The following is a 22,577-nucleotide window of genomic DNA, read 5'->3' as shown; positions in this document are numbered from 1 at the left end:
CCGGCCATCGCCGATCATTCCGGACCGGGACCATGATCCCGACCTCTCTACAACGCCGATCCGGCCGTGCCGCGTTCCGGCAAGCAGCCCCGAATTCGCACTGACCCATTATTGCGGCCGCCGCAGGGTGGCCGTATTCATCCGCAGTCGTAACCAGCCCCGCCGTTGAAGCGGGGCACCACAAACAGAGCACAGGAGACTACATGACTCGATTCAAGAGAACCGCGATCGCCGTCGCAGTGGGCCAGATCGCATTGCTCGCCGGCGGCACCGCGCTGGCGCAGACCCAGGCAACCCAGGACGCCAACGTCGTCGTCGTGACGGGCCAGCGCGCCGCGCTGCAGTCCGCACAGAAGATCAAGCAGAATTCGGACGAGATCGTCGACTCGGTCGTGGCCGACGACATCGGCAAGCTGCCGGACCGCTCGGTGACGGAAGTGCTGCAGCGCGTCGTCGGCGTCACCATCGATCGCACGATGTCCAAGGGCGACCCGGAACACTATTCGGTCGAAGGCTCGGGCGTGAACGTGCGCGGCCTGTCGTACGTCCGCTCGGAACTGAACGGCCGCGATTCGTTCTCCGCCAACGGCGGCCGCGCGCTGAACTTCGAAGACGTGCCGCCCGAACTGATGGCCGGCGTCGACATCTACAAGAATCCGTCCGCCGAACAGATCGAAGGCGCCGTGGGCGGCCTCGTGAACCTGCGCACGGCGATGCCGTTCGACTACAAGGGCCGCAAGTTTGCCTTGACGGTGGAAGATACCTACTCGGAACTCAAGAAAGGCAAGCGCCAGCCGTCCGCCTCCTTCATGTTCTCGAACCGCTGGAAGACCGGCTTCGGCGAAGTCGGCGCCCTCGTCGACCTCGCGTATTCGGAGCACGGCGACCGTACCGACGCGTTCCAGGTCGAGCCCTACTATCCGCGCGCCGACGTCGTGGCGGGCAAGACCGTGTGGGTGCCGAAAGGCTCGCAATGGCGCACGCTGCAATTCGAACGCAAGCGCGAAGGCGCTTACGGCGCACTGCAGTGGAAGAAGGACAGCACGCTCAGCTCCTCGCTCACCTTCTTCAAGTCGCGCTACAAGATGCATTGGGACGAGCAGGCGATCTTCGCCCAGTCCAGCCCCTACAACATCAAGGTCAGCCCGGACGCCACGTTCGATTCGAAGGGCGCGCTGCTGACCGGCACGCTGACCGATCCGCAGGACAACGGCATCAACTTCGGCGGCGACACGCGCTCGGCCGACCGCAAGTCGGACACGACGGACATCGCGTGGAACGTGCGCTGGCGCCCGAACGACCGCTGGACCCTGAGCACGGATTTGCAGCGCATCCGCGCCACGACCAGCAGCTTCGACTCGACCGTGGCCACCGGCGTGCAGATGCCGAGCGAGACCATCGACCTGCGCGGCGACGTGCCGACCTTGTCGTTCACCGACGCCGACCGCGCCTACCTCGCGAATCCGAACAATTACTACTGGGCGTTCACGATGGAACACCAGGACCGCAGCAAGGCCGGCGAGTGGGCCTGGCGGACGGACGCGAAGTACGACTTCGACCATCCGGTGCTGCGCGACATCCGTTTCGGCGTGCGCCTGACGGACCGCGACTCGCGCAACGAGAACTCGAACCCGAGCTACAACTGGGCGGCCATCACCCAGACCTGGCAGGTGCCGGGCACGCTCACGGGCCTGGCTTACCTGGGCGATCCGCGCTTCTCCAACCAGACCCAGATCCACTCGTTCAACAACTTCTTCAACAACGACACCAACGTGCCGGCACTGGTGTTCCCGGCCGTGTCGCTGGCGACCGGCTATCCGGGCACGTACGCCCAGCTGCACACGTATCCGAACATGCTGTGCGCAACGGGCCCCAACTGCACGGCGTGGAGCCCGGCGACCTTCGGTACCGATCCGGCCGGCGTGAACGACCAGAAGGAGAAGACCGGCGCGCTGTACTCGCAACTGCGCTTCGGTTTCGACGACCTGAAATACCCGGTCGACGGCAACATCGGCGTGCGCTACGTACGGACCGACATGACGGCGCACGGCTACACCGTGCTCAACCCGAGCACGTCGACGGGCGCCGGCATTCCCGTGTTCACCGCGTTCTCCCAGAAGCAGGACTTCAGCAACATGTACAACAACGTGCTGCCGAGCCTGAACCTGCGCATGAAGGCGACGGACAAGCTGCAATTCCGCTTCGGCCTGTCCACCGGCATCTCGCGCCCCGATTTCAGCGACCTGCAGGGCTACACGACGCTGTCGCAGAACGTGGACAATGCCAGCGGCCTCGTTACCTACACGGGTACGGGCACCGGCAATCCGAACCTGCGCCCCGTGCGTTCGCACCAGTATGACTTGACGGCCGAGTGGTATTTCGCGCCGTCCGGCTCGCTGACCTTCGCGCTGTTCAACAAGCAGCTGAAGGACGTCATCATCAAGCAGTCGTACGGCTATAACGTGTCGGACAACACCGGCAAGCCGTACACGTTCACCGTGACGGGCCCCGTGAACGGCGCGGACGGCCATGCGCGCGGCGCCGAGATCGCGTACCAGCAATACTTCGACATGCTGCCGGGCTGGCTGTCGGGCTTCGGCGTCCAGGCGAACTTCACCTTTGTCGACAGCAAGATCGACCTGCACACGCCGGTGCACTCCGTGTATTGCTCGGGCGGGAATACGGCCGACAACTACAACCTGAACCTGAACGGCTGCGACATCGACGGCAAGACGTTCGGCGACCTGCCGTTGATCGGCCTGTCGCGCCAGACGTACAACCTGGCGCTCATGTACGACAAGGGACCGCTGTCGGCACGCCTGGCCTGGAACTGGCGCTCGAAGAACCTGCAGAACGTGAACGTGAACGGCACGCAGGGCACGGACGGCACCGATACCAACCCGAGCAGCCCGACCTATGGCCAGCACAACGTGGCGTGGGCGTTGCCGGTGTGGTCCGACGGCTACGGCCAGCTCGATGCCTCGGTGTTCTACAACATCACGGAGCGGCTGGCGTTCGGCGTGGAAGCGCAGAACCTGACGGACTCCAAGACCCGCCAGCTGATGCAGCAGGGCGTCGGGTTCAAGGGCCGCGCATGGTTCGTGTCGGGGCCGCGCTATACGGCCAAGATGCGCTACAGCTTCTGATGTAACACCGTCGTCCCTGCGAAGGCAGGGACCCCAGTTCTGCGGGCGTCTCGTCGGCGCATGCAAAATAGGGCCCCCGCCTCCGCGGGGGCGACGTTCATACGATCACAGTCCTTCCAACCCCAACGCCTTCGCGTTCGTCCGCAGGAACGCCACCTGCGCCGCCCGCGTGTCCGGCCCGTCGTAAGGCAGCAGGGTCCACAGCTCCGACGCCTGCATGTGCCGCCCCGGCGCCAGCCGGACGTACGGCGCATGCACTTCCATCTCCATCAGTCCCTTGTCGGGCGCGTCCGGCTGCCAGTCGTTGTACAACTCGATCTGGCCCTGGTCCGGATGGATGGCCGCGCGCGGCTGGTGCGCGAACTGGATCACCAGCACCTGGCCGTCGTGGAAGCCCGCCATCCAGCCGCCCGACGGCTGCAGCAGCATCTTGCCGTTGCGGTGCGGCTGGCCTTTGCCGGCCGGGTAGGCGTCGAGCGAGAACAGCCCGTCCGCCAGCGTCCACGTGAGCGGCACCATGTCCGGTTTGGGTTCGATGGCCTGCTGGCGCACGTCCTCGCGGCGTGCGACCGGCACATAGACCCGCGTGTCGGCGTGGGCGCGCGTATTGAACCAGATGTCCCAGGCCACCTGGTTCGTGCGGATGTTCGCCGCGTCGACGTCCAGGCGCAGGCTGTGCGGCTTGCCGGCGACGAGGCTGTAGCGCTTCACGAGCTGCAGGCCGTTCACGGGGCTGGCCGGGCTCGCGAGCGTGATGGCGTCGGCGCGCTTGTCCTCGACCTTGTAGCGGGCGAGGCTCAGCCAGGGATCGGGCGGCCAGGGCGCACCGGCGCGCGCGGGGTTCACGTCCTGGTGCGACCACCATTCCTTTTGCGGTCCGACCCAGATCTCGTGGCCGAGATACCCGACGTTGTCGGTGCTCGCGTCGACGGGCGCGCCGGGATCGCCGGCCCGGGTATCGACTTTGAGGAAGTTGGGTTGGCCGGCCAGCCCGAACGACAGCAGGCGGCCGCCGATGGCGTCCGTGACGGTCGCGCGCACGCTGCCGTTGTCGAGGGTGTGGACGGGAATGTCGGACGCCGCGTGGGCGGCGGCCATGAGGGCGCAGGGCAGGGCCAGCGCGAGGGCGGTCTTGCGTGGAGTGGGCATGATATGTCGGGCTGTGTGAAATCGGTTTCAGCCTGACAGCTTAGCAAAGAATCCGGCACTCGGGGGCGCGTCCCCGAGTGTTTGCCGGGCTTCTTTTCGCAGTTTCCACCCCCAAGTTCGCATGCTGCGAGATGCGACGATCTTGGGCCCCTGCCTGCGCAGGGGCGACGGTCTTACTGCTGGCGATACGAGCCAGTCAAATGGACGCTGGCGCGCTTCTTTTTGGCAGAAGGTCCTAGCGCGCTTCTGCCACCGCCAGCGCCGTCATGTTGACGATGCGGCGCACGGTCGCGCTCGGGCTCAGGATGTGTACGGACTTCGCCGCGCCCAGCAGGATCGGGCCGACCGTCACGCCCTTGCCCGACGTGACCTTGAGCACGTTGAACAGGATGTTGGCGGCGTCCAGCGACGGCATCACGAGCAGGTTGGCGCTGCCGGCGAAACCGTCATCCGACTGGTACACGCGGCGGATGTCTTCCGACAGCGCGGCGTCGCCATGCACTTCGCCCAGCACCGGCAGTTCCGGCGCGCTCGTGGCGAGCAGGGCGCGCGCGTCGCGCATGCGCTGCGCGGACGGACGCTGGGACGAGCCGAAGATCGAATGCGACACCAGCGCCGCCTTCGGTTCCACGCCGAAGTGGCGCATCTCGGTCGCGGCCAGCTTCGTGATCGCCGCCAGTTCCTGCGCCGACGGATTGTCGTTGACATAGGTGTCGGTGATGAACAGGGTCATCTTGTCGAGCACCAGCGCGTTCATCGCGGCCAGCACGTCGGCGCCCGGCGCGAGGCCGATCTCGTTCTTCACGTGCGCCAGGTGGGTGTCGTAGCTGCCCTGCATGCCGCAGATCAGCGAGTCGACCTGGCCGGCGTTCAGCAGATGGGCACCTTGCAGGGTCGTGTCGCCCTCGGCCTCGACGAGCGTGTAGTCGACGTCGCGCTTCAGGCGCAGGCCGGACTGCTTGATCGCTTTTTCCACGTCGCCCGCGCGGCCGATCAGGACGGGCTTCGCGAGACCCTCGTCGACGACGGTCTGCACGGCGCGCAGCACGCGCGGCTCGCTGCCGTCGGCGTAGGCGACGCGTTTCGGCGCGGCCTTGGCCTTGGCGAACACGGGCTTCATGAAGAAGCCGGTGTGGTAGATCATCTCGCCCAGCTTGTCGCGGTAGGCGTCCATGTCGGCGATCGGACGGGTGGCGACGCCCGACGCTTCCGCGGCCCTGGCGACGGCCGGCGCGATGGCGGCCATCAGGCGCGGGTCGAACGGTTTCGGGATGATGTAGTCGGGGCCGAAGGTCAGGTCCTGGCCGGCGTACGCGGCGGCGACGGCGTCGTTGGCTTCCGCCTCGGCCAGTTCGGCGATCGCGCTCACGCACGCCAGCTTCATCTCGGTCGTGATGCGCGTCGCGCCGCAATCGAGGGCGCCGCGGAAGATGTACGGGAAGCACAGCACGTTGTTGACCTGGTTCGGATAGTCCGAACGGCCGGTCGCGACGATGCAGTCCGGCCTGGCGGCCTTCGCCACTTCGGGACGGATCTCCGGCTCCGGGTTCGCGAGGGCCAGGATGACGGGGCGGTCGGCCATGGTCTTCACCATGTCGCCGGTGAGCACGCCCGCCGTCGAGCAGCCGAGGAACACGTCGGCGCCGTTCACGATGTCGGCCAGCGTACGCGCGTCCGTATCCTGCGCGTAGCGGGCCTTGTTGGCTTCCATGTTCGCTTCGCGGCCCTGCCAGATCACGCCCTTCGAATCGGCGACGAACACGTTCTCGCGTTTCACGCCCAGGCTCACCATCATGTCGAGGCAGGCGATGGCCGCCGCGCCCGCGCCGGACGCCACCAGTTTCACCCGGCCGATGTCCTTGCCGACGACCTTCAGCGCGTTGAGCAGCGCGGCGGACGAGATGATGGCGGTGCCGTGCTGGTCGTCGTGGAAGACGGGGATGTTCATCCGCTCGGACAGCTTCTTCTCGATGTAGAAGCACTCGGGCGCCTTGATGTCTTCCAGGTTGATGCCGCCGACGGTCGGCTCGAGCATCGCGATCGCTTCGATGAGTTTATCGGGATCGTTCTCGGCCAGCTCCAGGTCGAACACGTCGACGCCGGCGAATTTCTTGAACAGGCAGCCTTTGCCCTCCATGACGGGCTTGCTGGCCAGCGGGCCGATATTGCCCAGGCCGAGGACCGCGGTGCCGTTCGAGATCACGGCGACCAGGTTGCCCCGCGACGTGTATTCGGCGGCGGTGGCCGGGTTGGCGGCGATCTCCTCGCAGGCGTAGGCCACGCCGGGCGAATAGGCGAGCGACAGGTCGCGCTGGTTGGACAGGGGTTTCGTCGCCACGACCTCGATCTTGCCGCGCACGGGGCTGCGGTGGTATTCGAGCGCGTCGGCGCGTAACTGGGTGTCTTTAGCCTCGTTCAGGCTGCTTTCGGTACTCATTGCTTCTCCTATGCCGCTTGGCGCGGACGATGTTGTGTATTCTTTGCTGCCGTCCCGTGCGCGGCAGGGACCGCGGGGGTGACGTGTGCCGGGACATGCGCCGCGTTTCGAGTCGAAAGCGGTGCCGCGGGCACCGCCCGTCGCCCGCACGGCGCGGATGGCCGGGGCTGTACGCGCGCTCCTGGCGCAGGCGTAGACGGGGGCACCGTGGTCGACGGCGATACGCGATCATACGTGATCGCGGGCTTTGTTGCTTAGTTCGCCAGATATTACGTATATCACTGCGGCCTGAACATGCGGAACAGTTGCGCCGGCCCGACCTCGAAATAGTCGGCCGGACCGCCGCCGCGCAGGATGTGGCCCGCGCGCGCCGTGTCGTAGACGCCGTCCGTGAGCAGCGCCCGGTCGATGTGCACGCCGACCACTTCACCCAGCACGAGCCAGCTCGGCACGGCCTGCCCATCGGCGCCCTGCAGCCGCACGACCTGGGTGAGCCGGCACTCGAACGAGACGGGCGCTTGCAGTACGCGCGGCACGTCGACGAGCCGCGACGCCACGGGTGTCAGGCCGGCCAGCGCGAATTCGTCGACGTCGGGCGGCACGGCGGCGCAGGTGGCGTTCATGCGGTCGGCGAGGGCGCGCGTGGCCAGGTTCCAGCAGAACGCGCCCGTTTCCTCGACGTTGCGGACCGTGTCCTTGTAGCCGATGCTGGCGAATCCGACGATGGGCGGCGTGTAATTGAAGGCGTTGAAGAAGCTGTACGGCGCGAGGTTGAGGGTGCCGGCGCGGCTGCGCGACGAGATCCAGCCGATGGGACGCGGCCCGACGATGGCGTTGAAGGGATCGTGCGGCAGGCCGTGGCCGGCGCGCGGTTCGTAGAAATGGATGCTGTCGTTCATCGGGACTCCTGTGTGCGGCCGTCACGATACCGCATCGGGCCGCGGGTGTGGGCAACGCCATCGTTTCCCGGCCGTTTGCAACTAACCGACGCGTCGCGACACCAAAACTCGTAGGGCGGGCACCCCGTGCCCGCGCGGAAGGTTCGCATGTCGCACGCATCCGCGTGGGCGGGGGCCGCCCACCCTACGATACCGTGCGTACGTGTGACGTTCGCGTGTCGCACGCATGCGCGTGGGCGGGGGCCGCCCACCCTACGATACCGTGCTTACGTGCGACGTTCGCGTGTCGCACGCGTGCGCGCGGGCGGGGGCCGCCCACCCTACGACATCGTGCACGCGCCCGTAGGGTGGGCACCCCGTGCCCACGCGTGACGCTCGCATGTCGCTTGCATCCGTGTGGGCGGAGGTCGCCGACCCCGAGCGTTCCACCGGCACTTGAATGGACACCGACATCGTTCCATCGAACGACGTCATCCCGGTCATCCGCCGAACGCCACCTCCGCCACCCCGCACACCCCCGGCCGCACGAGCAGCACCGCACCCGCCAGCGGATCGTCCTCGCGCCCCGGCTGCACGATCGAGGTGACGAGCAGGGTATCGAGCGCCGGCCCGCCGAAGCACGGCATCGACGGCTTCGGCACCGGCAGCGCCAGTTCGCGGTCCAGCTTCCCGTTCGGCGTGAAGCGCAGCAGGCTGCCGCCGTCGTTCCCGGCGACCCAGTAGCAGCCGTCGCTGTCCATCGTGGCGCCGTCCGGCCGGCCCGCGTACGCGGCCATGTCGGCGAACAGGCGCCGGTCGTGCGGGACGCCGGCGTCCACGTCGTAGTCGAACGCCCACACGCGGCGGCGCGTGGGATGCGAGTCGGACAGGTACATCGTACGGCCGTCGGGCGACCAGGCGAGACCGTTCTGCGTGACGAGGCCGGAGACGAGCGGCGCCGACAGCCCGGCCGCGTCGTAGCGGTACAGGCGGCCGATCGGCAGCGCGGCGGCCATGTCCATCCACATCGTGCCGCTCCAGAAGCGGCCCTGGCGGTCCGTGCGGCCGTCGTTGAAGCGCATGCCGGGCGCCAGTTCCGGCGGCGCGGCGAGGCGCTCGGCGCGCACGGTGCCGTCATCCTGCAGGTCGACGGCGAAGACGCCGGTCTCCATGCCGGCGATCAGACCGCCCCTGGCGCGCGGCGCGATGCAGGCGACCATCTCGGCCGCCGTCCAGTGGCGCGTGCTGCCGGTCGCATGATCCAGGCGCCAGATGCGGCGCGCGGGGATGTCGACCCAGTACCAGGCCTGCTCGGCCGCGTGCCACACCGGGCTCTCGCCGACGGTGCAGCGCACGCCACTGATGCTTTCCACGACCGCGTCAGGCATGCGCCAGCTCCTCCGGCAGGCGGGCCGTCGCCTGGGTCGGCACGAGCATCTTCATGATGATCCACGCCGCCAGGTACGCCAGCGCGCAGAACGCGAACATGATCATGTAGCCGGTCTGGATCTGGCCCAGGCCGCCGTAGTAGTCGAACAGCCTGCCGCCGACCTTGGTGACGAGCACGCCGCCGATGCCGCCCGCCAGTCCGCCGATGCCGACCACCGACGCGACGCAATGGCGCGGGAACAGGTCCGACGTGATCGTCAGCAGGTTGGCCGACCACGCCTGGTGCGCCGAGGCCCCGACGCCGATCAGGATCACGGGCACCCAGTAGCCGAAGTGGCCCAGCGGCTGCGCCAGCAGCACGACGAGCGGGAAGAAGGCGATGATGAGCATGGCCTTCATGCGGCTGTCGTACGGCGCGTCGCCGCGGCGCATGAAGCGCGTCGGCAGCGCGCCGCCGCCGATGCTGCCCACCATCGTCATGCTGTACAGGACGGCCAGCGGCAGCACGAGGTCGGACGTGGCCATGCCGTATTTGTCGGTCAGGTATTTCGGCAGCCAGAACAGGAAGAACCACCACACGCCGTCCGTCAGGAATTTACCGACGATGAACGCCCACGTCTGGCGCAGGCCGAGCAGCGTGCGCCAGCCGGGCGCGGGGCCGGTCGCGGCCACCGGCGCGGCGCCGGCGTCGTCGCTGCGGATGTAGTCGAGTTCCGTGCGCGACAGGCGGCGCTGGCGTGCCGGCTCGTCGAACAGGAACACCCAGAACACGACCCACAGGAAGCCGATGCCGCCGATCCAGATGAACGCGGCCTGCCAGCCCCAGATCGCGGCGAGCACGGGCACCGTCAGCGGCGCCAGGATCGCGCCGATGTTGGCGCCGGAATTGAAGATGCCCGTCGCGAACGAACGCTCGGACTTGGGGAAGTATTCGGCGGTGGCGCGGATCGCGGCCGGAAAGTTGCCCGCCTCGCCGATCGCGAGGATCGTGCGCGCGACGATGAAGCCGAGGACGGAGGCCGGCACGGCGAGGCCGAGAATGGCCTTGAGGCCGGCGCCGAGTTCGATCGAATACGCGTGGGCGACGGCGCCGCCCGACCAGATGACGATGGCGAGCGTGTACGCGGTCTTGGTGCCGAGGCGGTCGACGATGCGGCCCGCGAGCAGCAGGGCGATCGCGTACACGAACTGGAACGCGGCGGCGATGTTGGCGTAGTCGGTGTTCGACCAGCCGAATTCCTTCGACAGCGAAGGGGCGAGAAGACTCAGCACCTGGCGGTCGAGGTAGTTGACGGTGGTGGCGAAGAACAGCAGCGCGCAGATGGTCCACCGGAAGTTGCCGCCGGCGGTCGGGGCGGCGTCGCTTGTGCGATTGCGTGTCATGGTCAGGCCTTCTATCAGGTTGTGCCGACTTGTGCGCGGCCGGCGTCTCCTCCGGCCGTTGCCGTCGCCGCCGGATGGGCGGGCGACGGCGGGGTGGCCGGCACATCGTACCAGCCACCCGGTGCTGCTAAACGTCTACATGATGATTATTTTGCGACCTGCAGCGTGCCGTCGACCATGCGCGCGAGACCCAGCGGGTTGTCGTCGCGCAGGGCTTCCGGCAGCAGGTCGGCCGGCACGTCCTGGTAGCACACCGGACGCAGGAAGCGTTCGATGGCGGTGGCGCCCACCGACGTCGAGCGGCTGTCGGACGTGGCCGGGAACGGGCCGCCGTGGACCATCGCGTGCGACACTTCGACGCCGGTCGGGAAGCCGTTGAACAGCACGCGGCCGGCCTTGCGCTCCAGCGTCGGCAGCAGGCCGGCGGCCAGTTCGCGGTCGGCGGCGGTGGCGTGCACGGTGGCCGTCAGCTGGCCTTCCAGGTGGCGCGCCACGGCCAGCATCTCGGCTTCGTCGCGGCACGCGATCACCAGCGACGCCGGGCCGAAGATCTCTTCGTCCAGCGCCGGGCTGGCGATGTACGTGGCGGCGTCGGTGGCGTACAGCGCGGCCTGCGCGGCGCAGCCGGTGCCTTCGGCGCTGCCTTGCGCGACCAGTTCCACGTTGGCGATGCCGGAGCGGCGGCCGACGGCGTCGACGTAAGCCTGATGGATGCCGGCGGTGAGCATCGTGCCCGCGCCCTTGGCGCCCAAGGCCTCGGCGGCGGCGGCGCGGAACGCGTCCAGGTCCTTGCCGGCCAGGGCGATCACGAGGCCCGGGTTGGTGCAGAACTGGCCCACGCCCAGCGTGAGCGAATCGACGAAGGCGCCGGCCAGTTTGGCGCCGCCGGCGGCGAGGGCGCCCGGCAGCATGAACACCGGATTGATGCTGCTCATTTCGGCATAGACGGGGATCGGCTCGTGGCGCGCGTTCGCCGTGCGCACGAGGGCAAGGCCGCCCTGGCGCGAACCGGTGAAGCCGACCGCCTTGATGGCCGGATGCGCGGCCAGCGCCTGGCCGGCCACGCGGCCTTCGCCGATCAGCATCGAGAACACGCCGTCCGGCATGCCGCAGTCCTCGGCCGCCTGGCGCACGGCCTTGCCGACCAGTTCCGAGGTGCCCAGGTGGGCGCTGTGCGCCTTCACCACGACCGGGCAGCCGGCCGCCAGCGCGGACGCGGTGTCGCCGCCGGCGACGGAGAATGCGAGCGGGAAGTTGGACGCGCCGAACACGGCGACGGGGCCCAGGCCGATCTTGCGCATGCGCAGGTCGGAGCGCGGCGGCGTGCGCTGCGGCAGGGCGGAATCCAGCGTCGCTTCCAGGAAGTGCCCGTCGCGCACGACCTTGGCGAACAGGCGCAGCTGGTTGCAGGTGCGTCCGCGTTCGCCTTCCAGGCGTGCCGCCGGCAGGCCGGATTCGGCGGACGCGCGCTCGATCAGCAGCGGGCCGATGTCCATGATGCGGTCGGCGATGGTTTCCAGGAAGCGTGCGCGCTGTTCGAGCGGCAGGCTGCGGTACGGGTCGAACGCCAGTTCCGCCTGCGCGCACGCGGCGGCGACGTCGTCTTCCGTCGCGAGGCCGAATTCCGGCTCCATCTGCGCGCGGGTCGACGGATTGAAGGCACGGGTCGTGCCGGCGCTGCCGCGCACGACGCGGCGGCCGATGATCATTTCACCTTGGATGCTCATGTGTCTGTTTTCCTGGTCGTAGCGGTGGTTATTGGGCGCCCTGGGCGATGATCAGCTTGTGCAGCATGTCCGATTCTTCCGGCGTCAGGTCGGTCAGCGGTGCGCGCACCGGGCCGCCGTCGTGGCCGACCAGGCGCGCGCCGGCCTTGACGATCGACACGGCGTAGCCGGCCTTGCGGTTGCGGATCGCCAGGTAGGGCAGGAAGAATTCGTCCAGCAGGCGGTTGGTCGTCGCGTGGTCGTCCTTCGCGATCGCGTGGTAGAAATCCATCGCCAGCTTGGGCATGAAGTTGAACACGGCCGACGAATACACGGGCACGCCCAGCGCTTTATAGGCGGCGGCATAGACTTCCGCCGTCGGCAGGCCGCCCAGGTAGCTGAAGCGGTCGCCCATGCGGCGCCAGATCGAGACCATCAGTTCGATGTCGCCGATGCCGTCCTTGAAGCCGATCAGGTTCGGGCAGCGGTCGGCCAGCTTTTCCAGCGACTCCGGCGTGAGGCGGCACTGGGCGCGGTTGTACACGACGACGCCGATGTTCACCGATTTGCAGACTTGCTCCACGTGGGCGACGAGGCCGTCCTGGCTCGCTTCGGTCAGGTAGTGCGGCAGCAGCAGCACGCCCTTGGCGCCGAGGCGCTCGGCTTCCTGGGCGAACGCGATGGCGCTGCGGGTCGGGCCGCCTGCGCCGGCCAGGATGGGCACCTTGCCGGCGCAGGTGTCGACGGCGGTCTTGATCACTTGCGAGTATTCGTCGTGCGTCAGCGAGAAGAACTCGCCGGTGCCGCCGGCCGCGAACAGGGCGGTGGCGCCGTACGGCGCGAGCCATTCCAGGCGCTCGATGTACGTGCTGGGGCGGAAATTACCTTCGGCATCGAAGTCGGTGATGGGGAAGGACAGCAGGCCGGACGACATGACCTGTTTCAGTTCTTGCGGATTCATGGAGGCTCCAGGAAAAGGGCGATGGCACGACGCGCAGGATGCACGCACTACAATTGTCAGTCATCGTACAAGTGGCCGTCGAAAAGGGCAAGAGGAAATTCGGCGCGCACCGGCGCCGCGCTCGCCGTGGCATAGGATTCGATGCGATTCTTGCATTGCACGATTAATAAAAGTTATTGGACGCATATTTACGGAACGGTTCAAAATCCGGGCGGTGCGGTGATAGCGCTAACAGATAGCGTTATCACCGCACAATGTACCACCGAGGAACAGCAGCAGAGGCAACAAACGATACCGATACAATAAAACGGAGACAATATGCCAACGCAGTTTCGCAAGACCCTGATCCATCTCGCCGTCACCGGTGCGTGCGGTGTTGCCGCCACGCCGGGATATGCACAGGACGGCCAGAGCGCCCCGGCCGGCCCCGAGGCCGTGACCACCGTCGTCGTGTCCGGCTCGCGCATCGCCGCGCGCGGGTTCAGCCAGCCGACGCCGACGACGACCCTGACGGCGGACGATCTCGCCAAGGCCGCCAAGCCGAACCTGTTCGAAACCCTGACCGAATTGCCGGCCCTGCAGGGCAGCACCGGCCGCACGACCTTCACGTACAGCACGTCGAGCGGCGTGCAGGGCCTGTCGTCGTTGTCGCTGCGCGGCCTGGGCACGATCCGCACCCTGACCCTGCTGGACGGCCAGCGCGTCGTCGGCGCCAACGTGACGGGCGTGACGGACGTGAGCCAGTTCCCGCAACTGCTCGTCAAGCGCGTCGACGTGGTGACGGGCGGCGCGTCGGCGTCGTACGGCTCGGATGCCGTGGGCGGTGTCGTCAACTTCATCACGGACAAGAAGTTCAACGGTTTCAAGTTCAATGCCGAAGGCGGCATGACGCAGTATCACGACGACAAGAACGGGACGCTGCAGGCGGCATGGGGGCGCGGCTTCGCGAACGACCGCCTGCACGTCGAGGCGAGCGCCGAATTCACGAAGGAGAACGGCGTCGATTCGCCGGGCTTCGGCGAAGTCGGCGCGAACGGCCGCAGCTGGTACATGAACCCGGCGCTGCAGGAATCGACGAAGGCGATGCAGGCCGCGGGCGCGCCGCGCTACAAGAGCATCCTGCACGCGCAGCACGTCCAGTACGCGAAATACGGCCTGATCACGGACGGTCCGCTCAAGGGCACGGCGTTCGGCCCGGGCGGCACGCCGCAGCCGTTCCAGTACGGGACGAATTGCGTCGGCAACTTCTGTGTGGGCGGCGACCTGGCCGGCAGCGTGGGCGCGGGCACGAACCTCGCGATGAATTTCCGCCGCGAGGTCGCGTACACGCGCGTGTCGTGGGATCTCGACGCGGACAACGAAATCTACGTGACGGGAAACTGGGCGCAGGTGACGTCGGTGTTCTCGCCGAATCCGGGCGCGGCCAAGCAGGCCAATCTGGGCATCAAGTGCGACAACGCCTACCTGCCGGCGTCGATCGCGGCCGGTTGCGCGTCCGGCTATCCGAACGGCGTCATGCAGGTCGGCACCGCGAACGCGGAATTCCCCGCGAATATCACGGTGCACCCGACGCGCACCCAGCGCCGCGTCGTGCTGGGCGCGGACGGCCGTTTCGCCCTGTTCGGCAAGGACTGGTCGTACGACGCGTACGCCGAGCATGGCGAGAACACGACCGTGATCCACGTGCAGGACATCACGCTGAACCGCCGCTACAACTACGCGATCGACGCGGTGCGCGACGCCGGCGGCAACGTCGTCTGCCGCGACGCCGCCGCGCGCGCCAACGGCTGCCAGCCGATCGACATTTTCGGCGACGTGCCGATCAATATGGCCGGCTGGTCGTACATCGCGCCGCTGAACGGTCCGATGCAGCACACCGATTCGAGCCAGAACGTCGTCAGCGCCAACGTGCACGGCGACGTGCTCGAGGCCTGGGCCGGACCGGTCTCGATGGCGGCCGGCGCCGAATGGCGGCGCGAGGACTACTCGGTGTACGGCGACCCGTACGGCGCCGGCGTGGACCTGCAATCGCGCTACGGCCCGGGCTATCCGCTCGATACGACCCTCGCGGCAGGCGGCGACAACTGGTTCGCGGGGAATTACCACAACGGCCGCGGCGCGTTCAACGTGAAGGAAGCCTACGTCGAATTCAACATCCCGTTCCTGAAATCGGCGACGCTGGGCGAAGCGAACCTGAACATCGCCGATCGCCAGGAAAAGTACAGCACGGCCGGCAACGCCAACGCGTGGAAGATCGGCGCGACGTGGAAGACGCCGATCGACGGGCTGCGCCTGCGCGCCGTGAGTTCGAAGGACGTGCGCGCGCCGAACCTGTCCGAGCTGTACGCCGCGATGACGGTCACCAACCAGGCGGTGAACAATTCGCAGGGCTCGTCGGTGCAGGTCCAGCAGCGCAACGTCGGCAATCCCGACCTCGCGCCGGAAGTCGCCCGCAACAATTCGTTCGGCATCGTGCTGAGCCAGCCGGCGTGGGCGCGCGGCTTCAACCTCTCTGTCGATTACTACGACATCAAGGTCCGGAACGTGATCAACTCGCTGGGCCCGCAGCAGGAAGTCGACCTGTGCTACGCCGGCTACCAGAACGTGTGCTCGGCCGTGTCGATCAACGGCCCGGCCGGCACGAATTACGTGCTGGCCCAGAGCTTCAACTTCGCGTCGCTGCACACGCGGGGCGTCGACGTCGAGACCGCGTACCGCATGAACCTGCGCGACCATGGCCTGCCGGGCGCGTTCACGCTGCGCGGCATGGCCACGCGCACGATCCACGCGGTGTCCGATCCCGGCGTGCCCGGGACCGCGCCGAGCGAAGGCGCGGGCAACATGACGGGCAGCACGCCCAAGTGGAAAGCGCTCGTAACGCAATCGTGGGACGACGGCAAGCTGGGCGTCAGCCTGACGGAGCGCTGGGTCAGCGCCGGCGTGTTCAGCAATGAATTCATCGAATGCCAGGCCAGCTGTCCGTTGCCGACGGCGGCGCATCCGACCATCTACGACAACCATATCGCGGGCGCCACCTACGTCGACTTCGGCGCCACGTACCGTTTTGCCAAGGAATCGATGCTGTATTTCAAGATCGACAACCTGGCCGACCGCGGCCCGGTGCTGGTGCCGCAGACCAACCTGAGCATCGGCATCAACCCGGCCCTGTACGACGTGATCGGCCGGACCTACCGGGCCGGCGTGCGCATGCGCTTCTGACAACCGGCCGGCGGCGCGGGCGACGTGCCGCGGCGCCGGCCGCCCATTGCATGCTGCGCATCATATGTTGCGTCAAGAAAACATTTGGAGCTTCTGTTCAAGTTTTGCTGTTTTCCGTGGATAGATTTGGATAGATTGTAAGTGTCCAACGAGGAGACATCATGCGGCACCTTACGATCAAACAAACCTTCATCACCCTGCTGGCCCTGACGCTGCTGATGGCCGGCCTCATGCTGGTCGCGTTGTCGCGGGTGTCGTCGGCGCAGAGCCGCGCGACCGAGGCGAGCGACGCGCGCTACCGGTCCTACCTGCTGGCCGACGAACTGCGCCAGAGTTCCGACGACCTGACGCGCCTCGCCCGCACCTATGTCGTCACGGGCGACGAGCGCTACGAGCAGCAATACATGGACATCCTCGCCATCCGCAACGGCACCAAGCCGCGGCCCGAGCACTACGAGCGCATCTACTGGGACCTCGTGGCCGGCGGCGTGGCCGTCCCGCCGTCGAGCGGCCAGACGGTCCCGCTGCAGCAGCTGATGCGCCAGGCCGGCTTTTCCGACCAGGAGTTCGCCAAGCTCAAGGAAGCCCAGGACGACTCCGACGCGCTCGTCAAGACGGAAGTCATCGCGATGAACGCCGTCAAGGGCCTGTTCGACGACGGCCACGGCGGCTTCACGCGCAAGGCCGACCCGAATCCGGAATTCGCCCGCACCATCATGCACGACGCGGCCTACCACCGGAACAAGGCGCGCATCATGGTGCCGCTGAACGACTTCCTGCGCCTGCTGGACGAGCGCACCGGCGCCGCCGTCGCCGCTGCCGGGCACGCGACGGGCACCGCCATGACGGCCGCCATCGCGCTGATGATCGTGTCGCTCGTGTTGACGACGACGGCGCTGTACATGGTGTACCGCTACATCATGCGCAACCTGAACAAGGCCGTCGACGCCGCCGACCGCATCGCCGGCGGCGACCTGTCGGGCGAGATCGCCGTCGAATTCGACGACGAGGTGGGCCGGCTGATGGGGGCCATCGCCACCATCAACGGCAACCTGCACGACATGCTCGCCAAGATCCGCACGAGCACGGAAAGCATGGCGTCGGCGACGGATGAAATCGCCACCGGCAACGCCGACCTGTCGGCGCGCACGGAAGCGCAGGCCGGATCGCTGGAGGAGAGCGCCAGCGCCATGGAGACGCTGACGCAGACCGTGCAGCGCAACGCCGCCAACGCCCAGAACGCCAACGAGCTCGCCGCGCGCGCCACCACCGTGGCGGGCAAGGGCGGGGACGTGATGGCGCAGGTCGTGTCGACGATGGGCCAGATCAAGGACGGCTCGGCGCGCATCAGCGACATCATCGGCGTCATCGACAGCATCGCCTTCCAGACGAACATCCTCGCGCTGAACGCGGCCGTGGAGGCGGCCCGCGCCGGCGAGCAGGGACGCGGCTTCGCGGTGGTGGCGCAGGAAGTGCGCGGCCTGGCCCAGCGCAGCGCGGGCGCCGCGAAGGAAATCAAGGGCCTGATCAGCGACTCCGTGCAGAGCGTGGAGACGGGCAGCCGCCTCGTCGACCAGGCCGGCAACACGATGGACGAGATCCTGGACGCGATCCGGCAGGTGTCCGGCATCCTCGCCGACATCGCCCGCGCCAGCAACGAGCAAGGCCACGGCATCGCCGAAGTGAGCACCGCGGTGCACCAGATGGACGGCATCACGCAGCAGAACGCGGCGCTCGTGGAGGAGGCCGCGGCCGCCGCCGAGAGCCTCAAGGTGCAGGCGCAGTCGCTGCTGCAGGCCGTCGGCATCTTCACGCTGGAGCGCGATGCGGCGCCTGCGCCGGCGCCGCGCGCGGCGCGTCCCACGCTGACCGTCGTGCGCAACGCCGCCCTGCAGTACCGTTGATCCCGTCGGGCGGGCACCCCGTGCCCGCGCGACGGTTGCGCCGTCAGGCCGCGGGGTGGTCCTGCAGGCGCTGCTGCGCTTCGCGGAGCCGCTCGCGGCTGTTCGACAAATGGGTGCGCATGGCGGCGCGCGCCGCCTCCGGATCGCGCCGCAGGATCGCCTTGTAGATGTCCTCGTGCTCGCGGTTCACGCGTTCGAGGTAGTCGGCCGGCTTGTCCTCGCCGAGCCCCGGCGTGTTCAGGCGCGCGCGCGGGATGATCGCGCTGCCCAGTTGTCCCAGCAGTTCGACGAAGTAGCGGTTGTCGGTCGCTTCCGCGATCAGCTGGTGGAAGCGCACGTCGGCCTCCACGGACGTGCGGCCGTTCACCAGCGCGCGCTGCATCTCGCCCAATGCCTCGCCCATCCGCGCCACCTGTTCGTCGGTGCGGCGCGACGCGGCCAGCCACGCGGCCTCGGTCTCCATGCTGATGCGCAGTTCCAGGATCGCGAGCACGTCGCGCACCGTCACCACGCTGTCGGTGCCGATGCCGAGCGTCGTCGCCGGCGGTTCCAGCACGAAGGTGCCGATGCCGTGGCGCGTCTGCACGAGGCCGCCCGCCTGCAGCTGCGAGATCGCCTCGCGCACCACCGTGCGGCTGACGCCGTATGCCTCCATGATGGCCGATTCCGGCGGCAGCTTGTCGCCCGGGTTGAATTCCGAGCGGCGGATGCGCGCGCTCAGTTCTTCGACGACGCCCTGGGCGAGGTTGCGGTATTTCTTGCGGGCGGGCAGCAGGGCGGTCGGCGAGTTCATGCGCGTGTGGTAAACAGTGGGTCCAGGCCACGATTATAGCCGTGCGGACTCGGTCGTCTGACAAGTCTGCAAAAAAATGTGGGCCGGTACGAGAACGCCGTAGTTCCCGCGCGGGTCGGGGCATCTGGCGGGGCGGGCCCGTTTATTCGGGAAGTCCGCAACGAACACCCCCGTCGCCCCCGCGCAGGCGGGGGCCCAAGTCAACCGTGCTCCGACGATACTTGGGTTCCCGCCTGCGCGGGAACGACGGTATGTAGCTGCGCGGGAGTGACGGAGTGTAGATGCCCGGGAACGACGGCGTTGAGATCGGACGTCAGACGACATGTGACGTGCCGACCCGTGCCTCAGGGCCGTGTCACGCCTTGTACTTCGGCCCATTGTGCAGGAAAACGCCGCCTTGATAAAACGTGGTGATGTCGTCGGCCGGCGGATACTCGACCGTCTGCGGCAGCTTGTGCGCGAACTGCGCCGAGCTGTCCTTGGGTTGGTAGCGCAGGAAGGCGGCGTGGCGGTCGTCCCACCAGCGGCCCTCGTTGTCGGAGATGCCGAACGTGATCGTGTGGCCCACGCGCGGTGTGACCAACGAGCGGTGCAGCAGCTGCACGAGGTCGTCGAGCGAGAGCCACGTCACCATCTGGCGGTAGTTGGTCGCTTCCGGCCAGCAGTAGCCGATGCGGATGCACACGGTCTCCACGCCGAAACGGTCCCAGTAATAGCGCGACAGCGTCTCGCCGAACACTTTCGACACGCCGTAGTAACCGTCCGCGCGCGGCGGCATCGTGGCGTCGACGAGGTCGGTCGTCTTGTACATGCCCATCGTGTGGTTGGTGCTGGCGAAGACCACGCGCCGGATGCCGAGCTTGTGCACGGCTTCGTACAGGTTGACCATGCCGAGGATGTTGGCCTGCATGATCGGCGCCCATTCCTCTTCGGTGGAGATGCCGCCGAAGTGCAGGATGGCGTCGACGCCCTCGCACATGCGCATGACGGCGTCGCGGTCGCCCAGGTCGCACAGGACGATTTCCTCGTGCGGCGCGGCCGGGCCGACATCGGCGACGTCGGACAGGCGCACGATGTCGGCGAATTCGTGCAGGCGCTCGCGCAGGCGGCGGCCCAGGTTACCGGCGGCGCCGGTGAACAGGATGCGTTTGAATGGTTTCGTCATCGCTCTTTACTGTTAATTACTTGATACGGGAAGGGAAGGCGGACACGCGGTCGGCCCGCGTGCCGCAATGCTAACAGCGTTCCCGTCCCGTTGACCAGCCCGTCCGCTTCAGGCGCGCCGGCGGCGGGCCAGCCCGAGGAGCGCGAGACCGGTCAGGCACAGCGCCGGCGCCGGCGCTTCCGGCAGGCGCACGGCGGCCGTCGCCGTCACGACCGGCGCCGCGCCGGGCACGGTGGCGAACGCCAGCGCGTCGCCGTCCTGGTCCAGGTAGTTCAGGCCAGCGTCCAGCAGCGCCACTTCGAGCGTGCTGCCGGCGCCGGGCAGCGGGTCGATGTCGAAGGCGACGTCGAACGCCAGCTGGCCCGTGAAGCGGGTCCAGAATCCGAATTCGTTCCAGCCGGTGCCGTTGCCGAGCACCACACCGGTCGCCGCCGAGCCGCTCACGTCGCCGGCGGCGATGTCCGCGGCGCCGCCATCCGGAGCGATGCCGGCAAAGCCGCTCAGGGTCGCGTGCACGGGGCTGGCCGCGGCCTGGCCGAGGATCAGGAAGTCGAGGTAGCCGGACTGGCCGGCATGGTCCTGCGTGTCGATGGCCACGTGGTACGTCGGGCCGGCGGCGGCCGCGGCGCAGGCGCACAGCAGGGACAGGGCGAGTGCGAGCCGCTTCATGGCCGGCCCGCGAACAGGCGCGGCGTGTAGCCGATGGCGACGTGCGCCGGGTTGGAGAAGACCAGCGGGAACGTCACCGTCTGCCCCGGTGCGAGATGGGCCGACGTCACGGTCAGGGTCGGCGCGCCGCCCTGGCTGCCGCTGCGGTTGGCAAGCAGGACGCCGTCGCTCAACGTGTCGAGGCGCGCCATCAGCACGCCGTCGTAGGTCGTGGTCGACCGGTTCGTGAAGCTGAGCGTGCCGCTCATCTGCTGCGTCGTGCGGTTCAGCGTGAGGCCCGACTGCGTGACCGTCATGTTCGCACCGGCGTCCGTGAACAGCGTCACCGGCGCGCTGCCTTCGAACGCGCCCAGGTCCGGCGCGGTGCCGCTGTACGGCAGGCCGACGTTGACGCCCTTGTCGAGCAGGTCGCTGCCGCTCGCCAGGCGCAGGTAAGGGAGCGGGGGCAGGCTGCCGTCCGGCAGGCGCGGCGCGTCCCAGCCGGTAAGCAGAGTGCTCTGGAAGTCGGCGCTCGTGACCGACACGCTGGCGAGGTTCCAGCTGTTGTTGGCGACGTCCGCGCCGCCCATGTTCATCACGAGCGTGCCCTGCCACGCGAGGTTGTTGCGCAGGATGCCGAGGCTGATGGCCGCGCCGCTCGGGTCGATGCCGAGCATGTTGAAGTCGGCGTGGTTGGCGACGCCCGTGTTGTTATAAAAGTAGTTCGCGACCGGATGATGGTTGGCGTAGAAGCCGTAGGCCTTGTTCTTGAAGGCGACGTTGAAGCGCGCGGTGTGCTGCGGCGCGTTCGCGACGTACACGCCGCCGTAGCCGCCCAGCTTGAAGCCGTTGCCGTTGCCGGCCGGGACGGACGTCGTGGTGCCGGGATAGTAGCCCATCATCCACGCCCACGAGTTCTCGATCAGCACGGGCGAATACGCGCTGATGGTGTCGTAGCCGTCGTCCGTGTTCGCCCACGCGCGGCAGCCGCGGATCACGTTGCCGGGCTGGTTGGCGCCGATGTGGACGCCGAAGCCGTCCGCGTTCTGCCCCGGGCCGCTCTTGCTGTACGGGTCGTAGTTGTGGTGCGAGTCGACGTTCAGCACGAGGTTGTTGCTGCCCTTCGCGATGAACATGCCCGGACCCATGTGGTGGTGCGTGTTCAGCGCCTCGAAGGTGTTGTTGCTGCCGCTGTTCCACACGCCCCACGATTCGTTGTTCAGCAGATTGCCCGGCTGCTGCGGGGCGCCCGTCACTTCCAGGCCCTTCAGGTGGATCCAGCTGCCCGTCACGTTGAAGCCTTTCACGCGGCAGTTGTCCTTCATCTGCGAAAAGTCGAACACCGGCGTTTCGCCCGGATACGCCCAGTAGCGGATCGTCTTGCCGGATGCGCCGCTCTTGTTCAGGGTGATGACGTTGACGGTGTCCGTCATGCTGGCGCACTGGTTCAGGCCACCGTGGTAGACGTAGGCGCCGCCGCGGAAGTACACGGTGTCGCCGGCCACGGCCGCCGACTGCGCCCTGGCGAAGCTCGCCCACGGCGCCGCCTGCGTGCCCGCGTTGGCGTCGTTGCCGGCAGGGGCCACGTAATAGGTCGCCGCCGCCGCGCCGCCCGCGCCGGCCAGGATCGCCAGCGCGAACGCGCCGCGCACGAGGTACTGCTGCCTTGATTCCATGCCGTCTCCTTGATTGCTGTTGTTGTTGGACCGTCATTACCTGCCCAAACGGCAGGGGCGTCAATCCGGGCGCGGCGAACGCTCAGCATGTTGAGTAATTGGCGGGACCCCGCAAAGGTCGAA

At 67.8% G+C, this 22,577-nt stretch carries 14 protein-coding genes; 3 read left to right on the top strand and 11 right to left on the bottom strand.

Translation table 11 applies throughout. The features are described 5' to 3' along the window. Positions 1-203: 203 nt before the first annotated feature. Entirely contained in the window at positions 204-3,146 is a 2,943-nt protein-coding gene (locus ACEN9Q_RS12830; protein WP_495628703.1) for a TonB-dependent receptor, read from the top strand. Between the two features lie 105 nt (positions 3,147-3,251). Here ACEN9Q_RS12830 and ACEN9Q_RS12825 read toward each other — a convergent pair whose 3' ends face one another. The 7 genes from ACEN9Q_RS12825 to kdgD all read right to left on the bottom strand — a co-directional run bounded on the left by ACEN9Q_RS12825 (position 3,252) and on the right by kdgD (position 13,049). After that, entirely contained in the window at positions 3,252-4,295 is a 1,044-nt protein-coding gene (locus ACEN9Q_RS12825; RefSeq protein WP_495628702.1) for a DUF4380 domain-containing protein, read from the bottom strand. Between the two features lie 235 nt (positions 4,296-4,530). Next, positions 4,531-6,732: an NADP-dependent malic enzyme gene (locus ACEN9Q_RS12820; RefSeq protein WP_495628701.1), complete on the bottom strand. Its 2,202-nt coding sequence runs from the start codon at positions 6,730-6,732 to the stop codon at positions 4,531-4,533. A gap of 278 nt (positions 6,733-7,010) precedes the next feature. Then, positions 7,011-7,631 carry a flavin reductase family protein gene (locus tag ACEN9Q_RS12815; protein WP_495628700.1) on the bottom strand — a complete coding sequence of 207 codons (621 nt, stop codon included), beginning with the start codon at positions 7,629-7,631 and terminating at the stop codon, positions 7,011-7,013. A 479-nt stretch (positions 7,632-8,110) separates the two neighbouring features. Continuing rightward, the gene (locus ACEN9Q_RS12810) at positions 8,111-8,998 is read right to left on the bottom strand and encodes an SMP-30/gluconolactonase/LRE family protein (RefSeq protein ID WP_495628699.1); all 888 of its coding nucleotides are present in this window, start codon (positions 8,996-8,998) and stop codon (positions 8,111-8,113) included. Beyond that, positions 8,991-10,382 carry an MFS transporter gene (locus ACEN9Q_RS12805; RefSeq protein WP_056439896.1) on the bottom strand — a complete coding sequence of 464 codons (1,392 nt, stop codon included), beginning with the start codon at positions 10,380-10,382 and terminating at the stop codon, positions 8,991-8,993. Before ACEN9Q_RS12805 ends, ACEN9Q_RS12810 begins: the two co-directional genes overlap by 8 nt. Positions 10,383-10,528: 146 nt before the next feature. Beyond that, positions 10,529-12,109, bottom strand: coding sequence for an aldehyde dehydrogenase (NADP(+)) (locus tag ACEN9Q_RS12800; protein WP_495628698.1), 1,581 nt, complete (start codon positions 12,107-12,109; stop codon positions 10,529-10,531). Positions 12,110-12,137: 28 nt separating this feature from the next. Continuing rightward, complete coding sequence (kdgD, locus tag ACEN9Q_RS12795; protein WP_495628697.1) at positions 12,138-13,049, bottom strand: 5-dehydro-4-deoxyglucarate dehydratase; 912 nt, start codon at positions 13,047-13,049, stop codon at positions 12,138-12,140. Between the two features lie 318 nt (positions 13,050-13,367). Here kdgD and ACEN9Q_RS12790 point away from each other — a divergent pair, with 318 nt between their 5' ends. Continuing rightward, positions 13,368-16,268 (top strand): TonB-dependent receptor plug domain-containing protein, encoded by a 2,901-nt coding sequence (locus ACEN9Q_RS12790; protein ID WP_495628696.1) that lies wholly within the window; start codon positions 13,368-13,370, stop codon positions 16,266-16,268. A 161-nt stretch (positions 16,269-16,429) separates the two neighbouring features. Then, entirely contained in the window at positions 16,430-18,172 is a 1,743-nt protein-coding gene (locus tag ACEN9Q_RS12785; RefSeq protein ID WP_056450218.1) for a methyl-accepting chemotaxis protein, read from the top strand. 43 nt (positions 18,173-18,215) lie between these two features. On the opposite strand, the gene ACEN9Q_RS12780 is transcribed toward ACEN9Q_RS12785, so the two are convergent. From ACEN9Q_RS12780 to ACEN9Q_RS12765, 4 genes are all read right to left on the bottom strand, one after another. Continuing rightward, complete coding sequence (locus ACEN9Q_RS12780) at positions 18,216-18,965, bottom strand: FadR/GntR family transcriptional regulator (protein WP_056450216.1); 750 nt, start codon at positions 18,963-18,965, stop codon at positions 18,216-18,218. Positions 18,966-19,320: 355 nt separating this feature from the next. Beyond that, complete coding sequence (locus tag ACEN9Q_RS12775) at positions 19,321-20,130, bottom strand: NAD-dependent epimerase/dehydratase family protein (protein WP_495628695.1); 810 nt, start codon at positions 20,128-20,130, stop codon at positions 19,321-19,323. Between the two features lie 108 nt (positions 20,131-20,238). Continuing rightward, positions 20,239-20,799: an NF038129 family PEP-CTERM protein gene (locus tag ACEN9Q_RS12770; protein WP_495628694.1), complete on the bottom strand. Its 561-nt coding sequence runs from the start codon at positions 20,797-20,799 to the stop codon at positions 20,239-20,241. Further along, positions 20,796-22,454 (bottom strand): right-handed parallel beta-helix repeat-containing protein, encoded by a 1,659-nt coding sequence (locus ACEN9Q_RS12765; RefSeq protein ID WP_495628693.1) that lies wholly within the window; start codon positions 22,452-22,454, stop codon positions 20,796-20,798. The genes ACEN9Q_RS12770 and ACEN9Q_RS12765 overlap by 4 nt, the downstream gene beginning before the upstream one ends. Positions 22,455-22,577 lie beyond the last annotated feature (123 nt).

This window comes from Massilia sp. Masssp93, from assembly GCF_059491295.1.
This window is presented reverse-complemented; position numbering and strand designations above follow the sequence as displayed.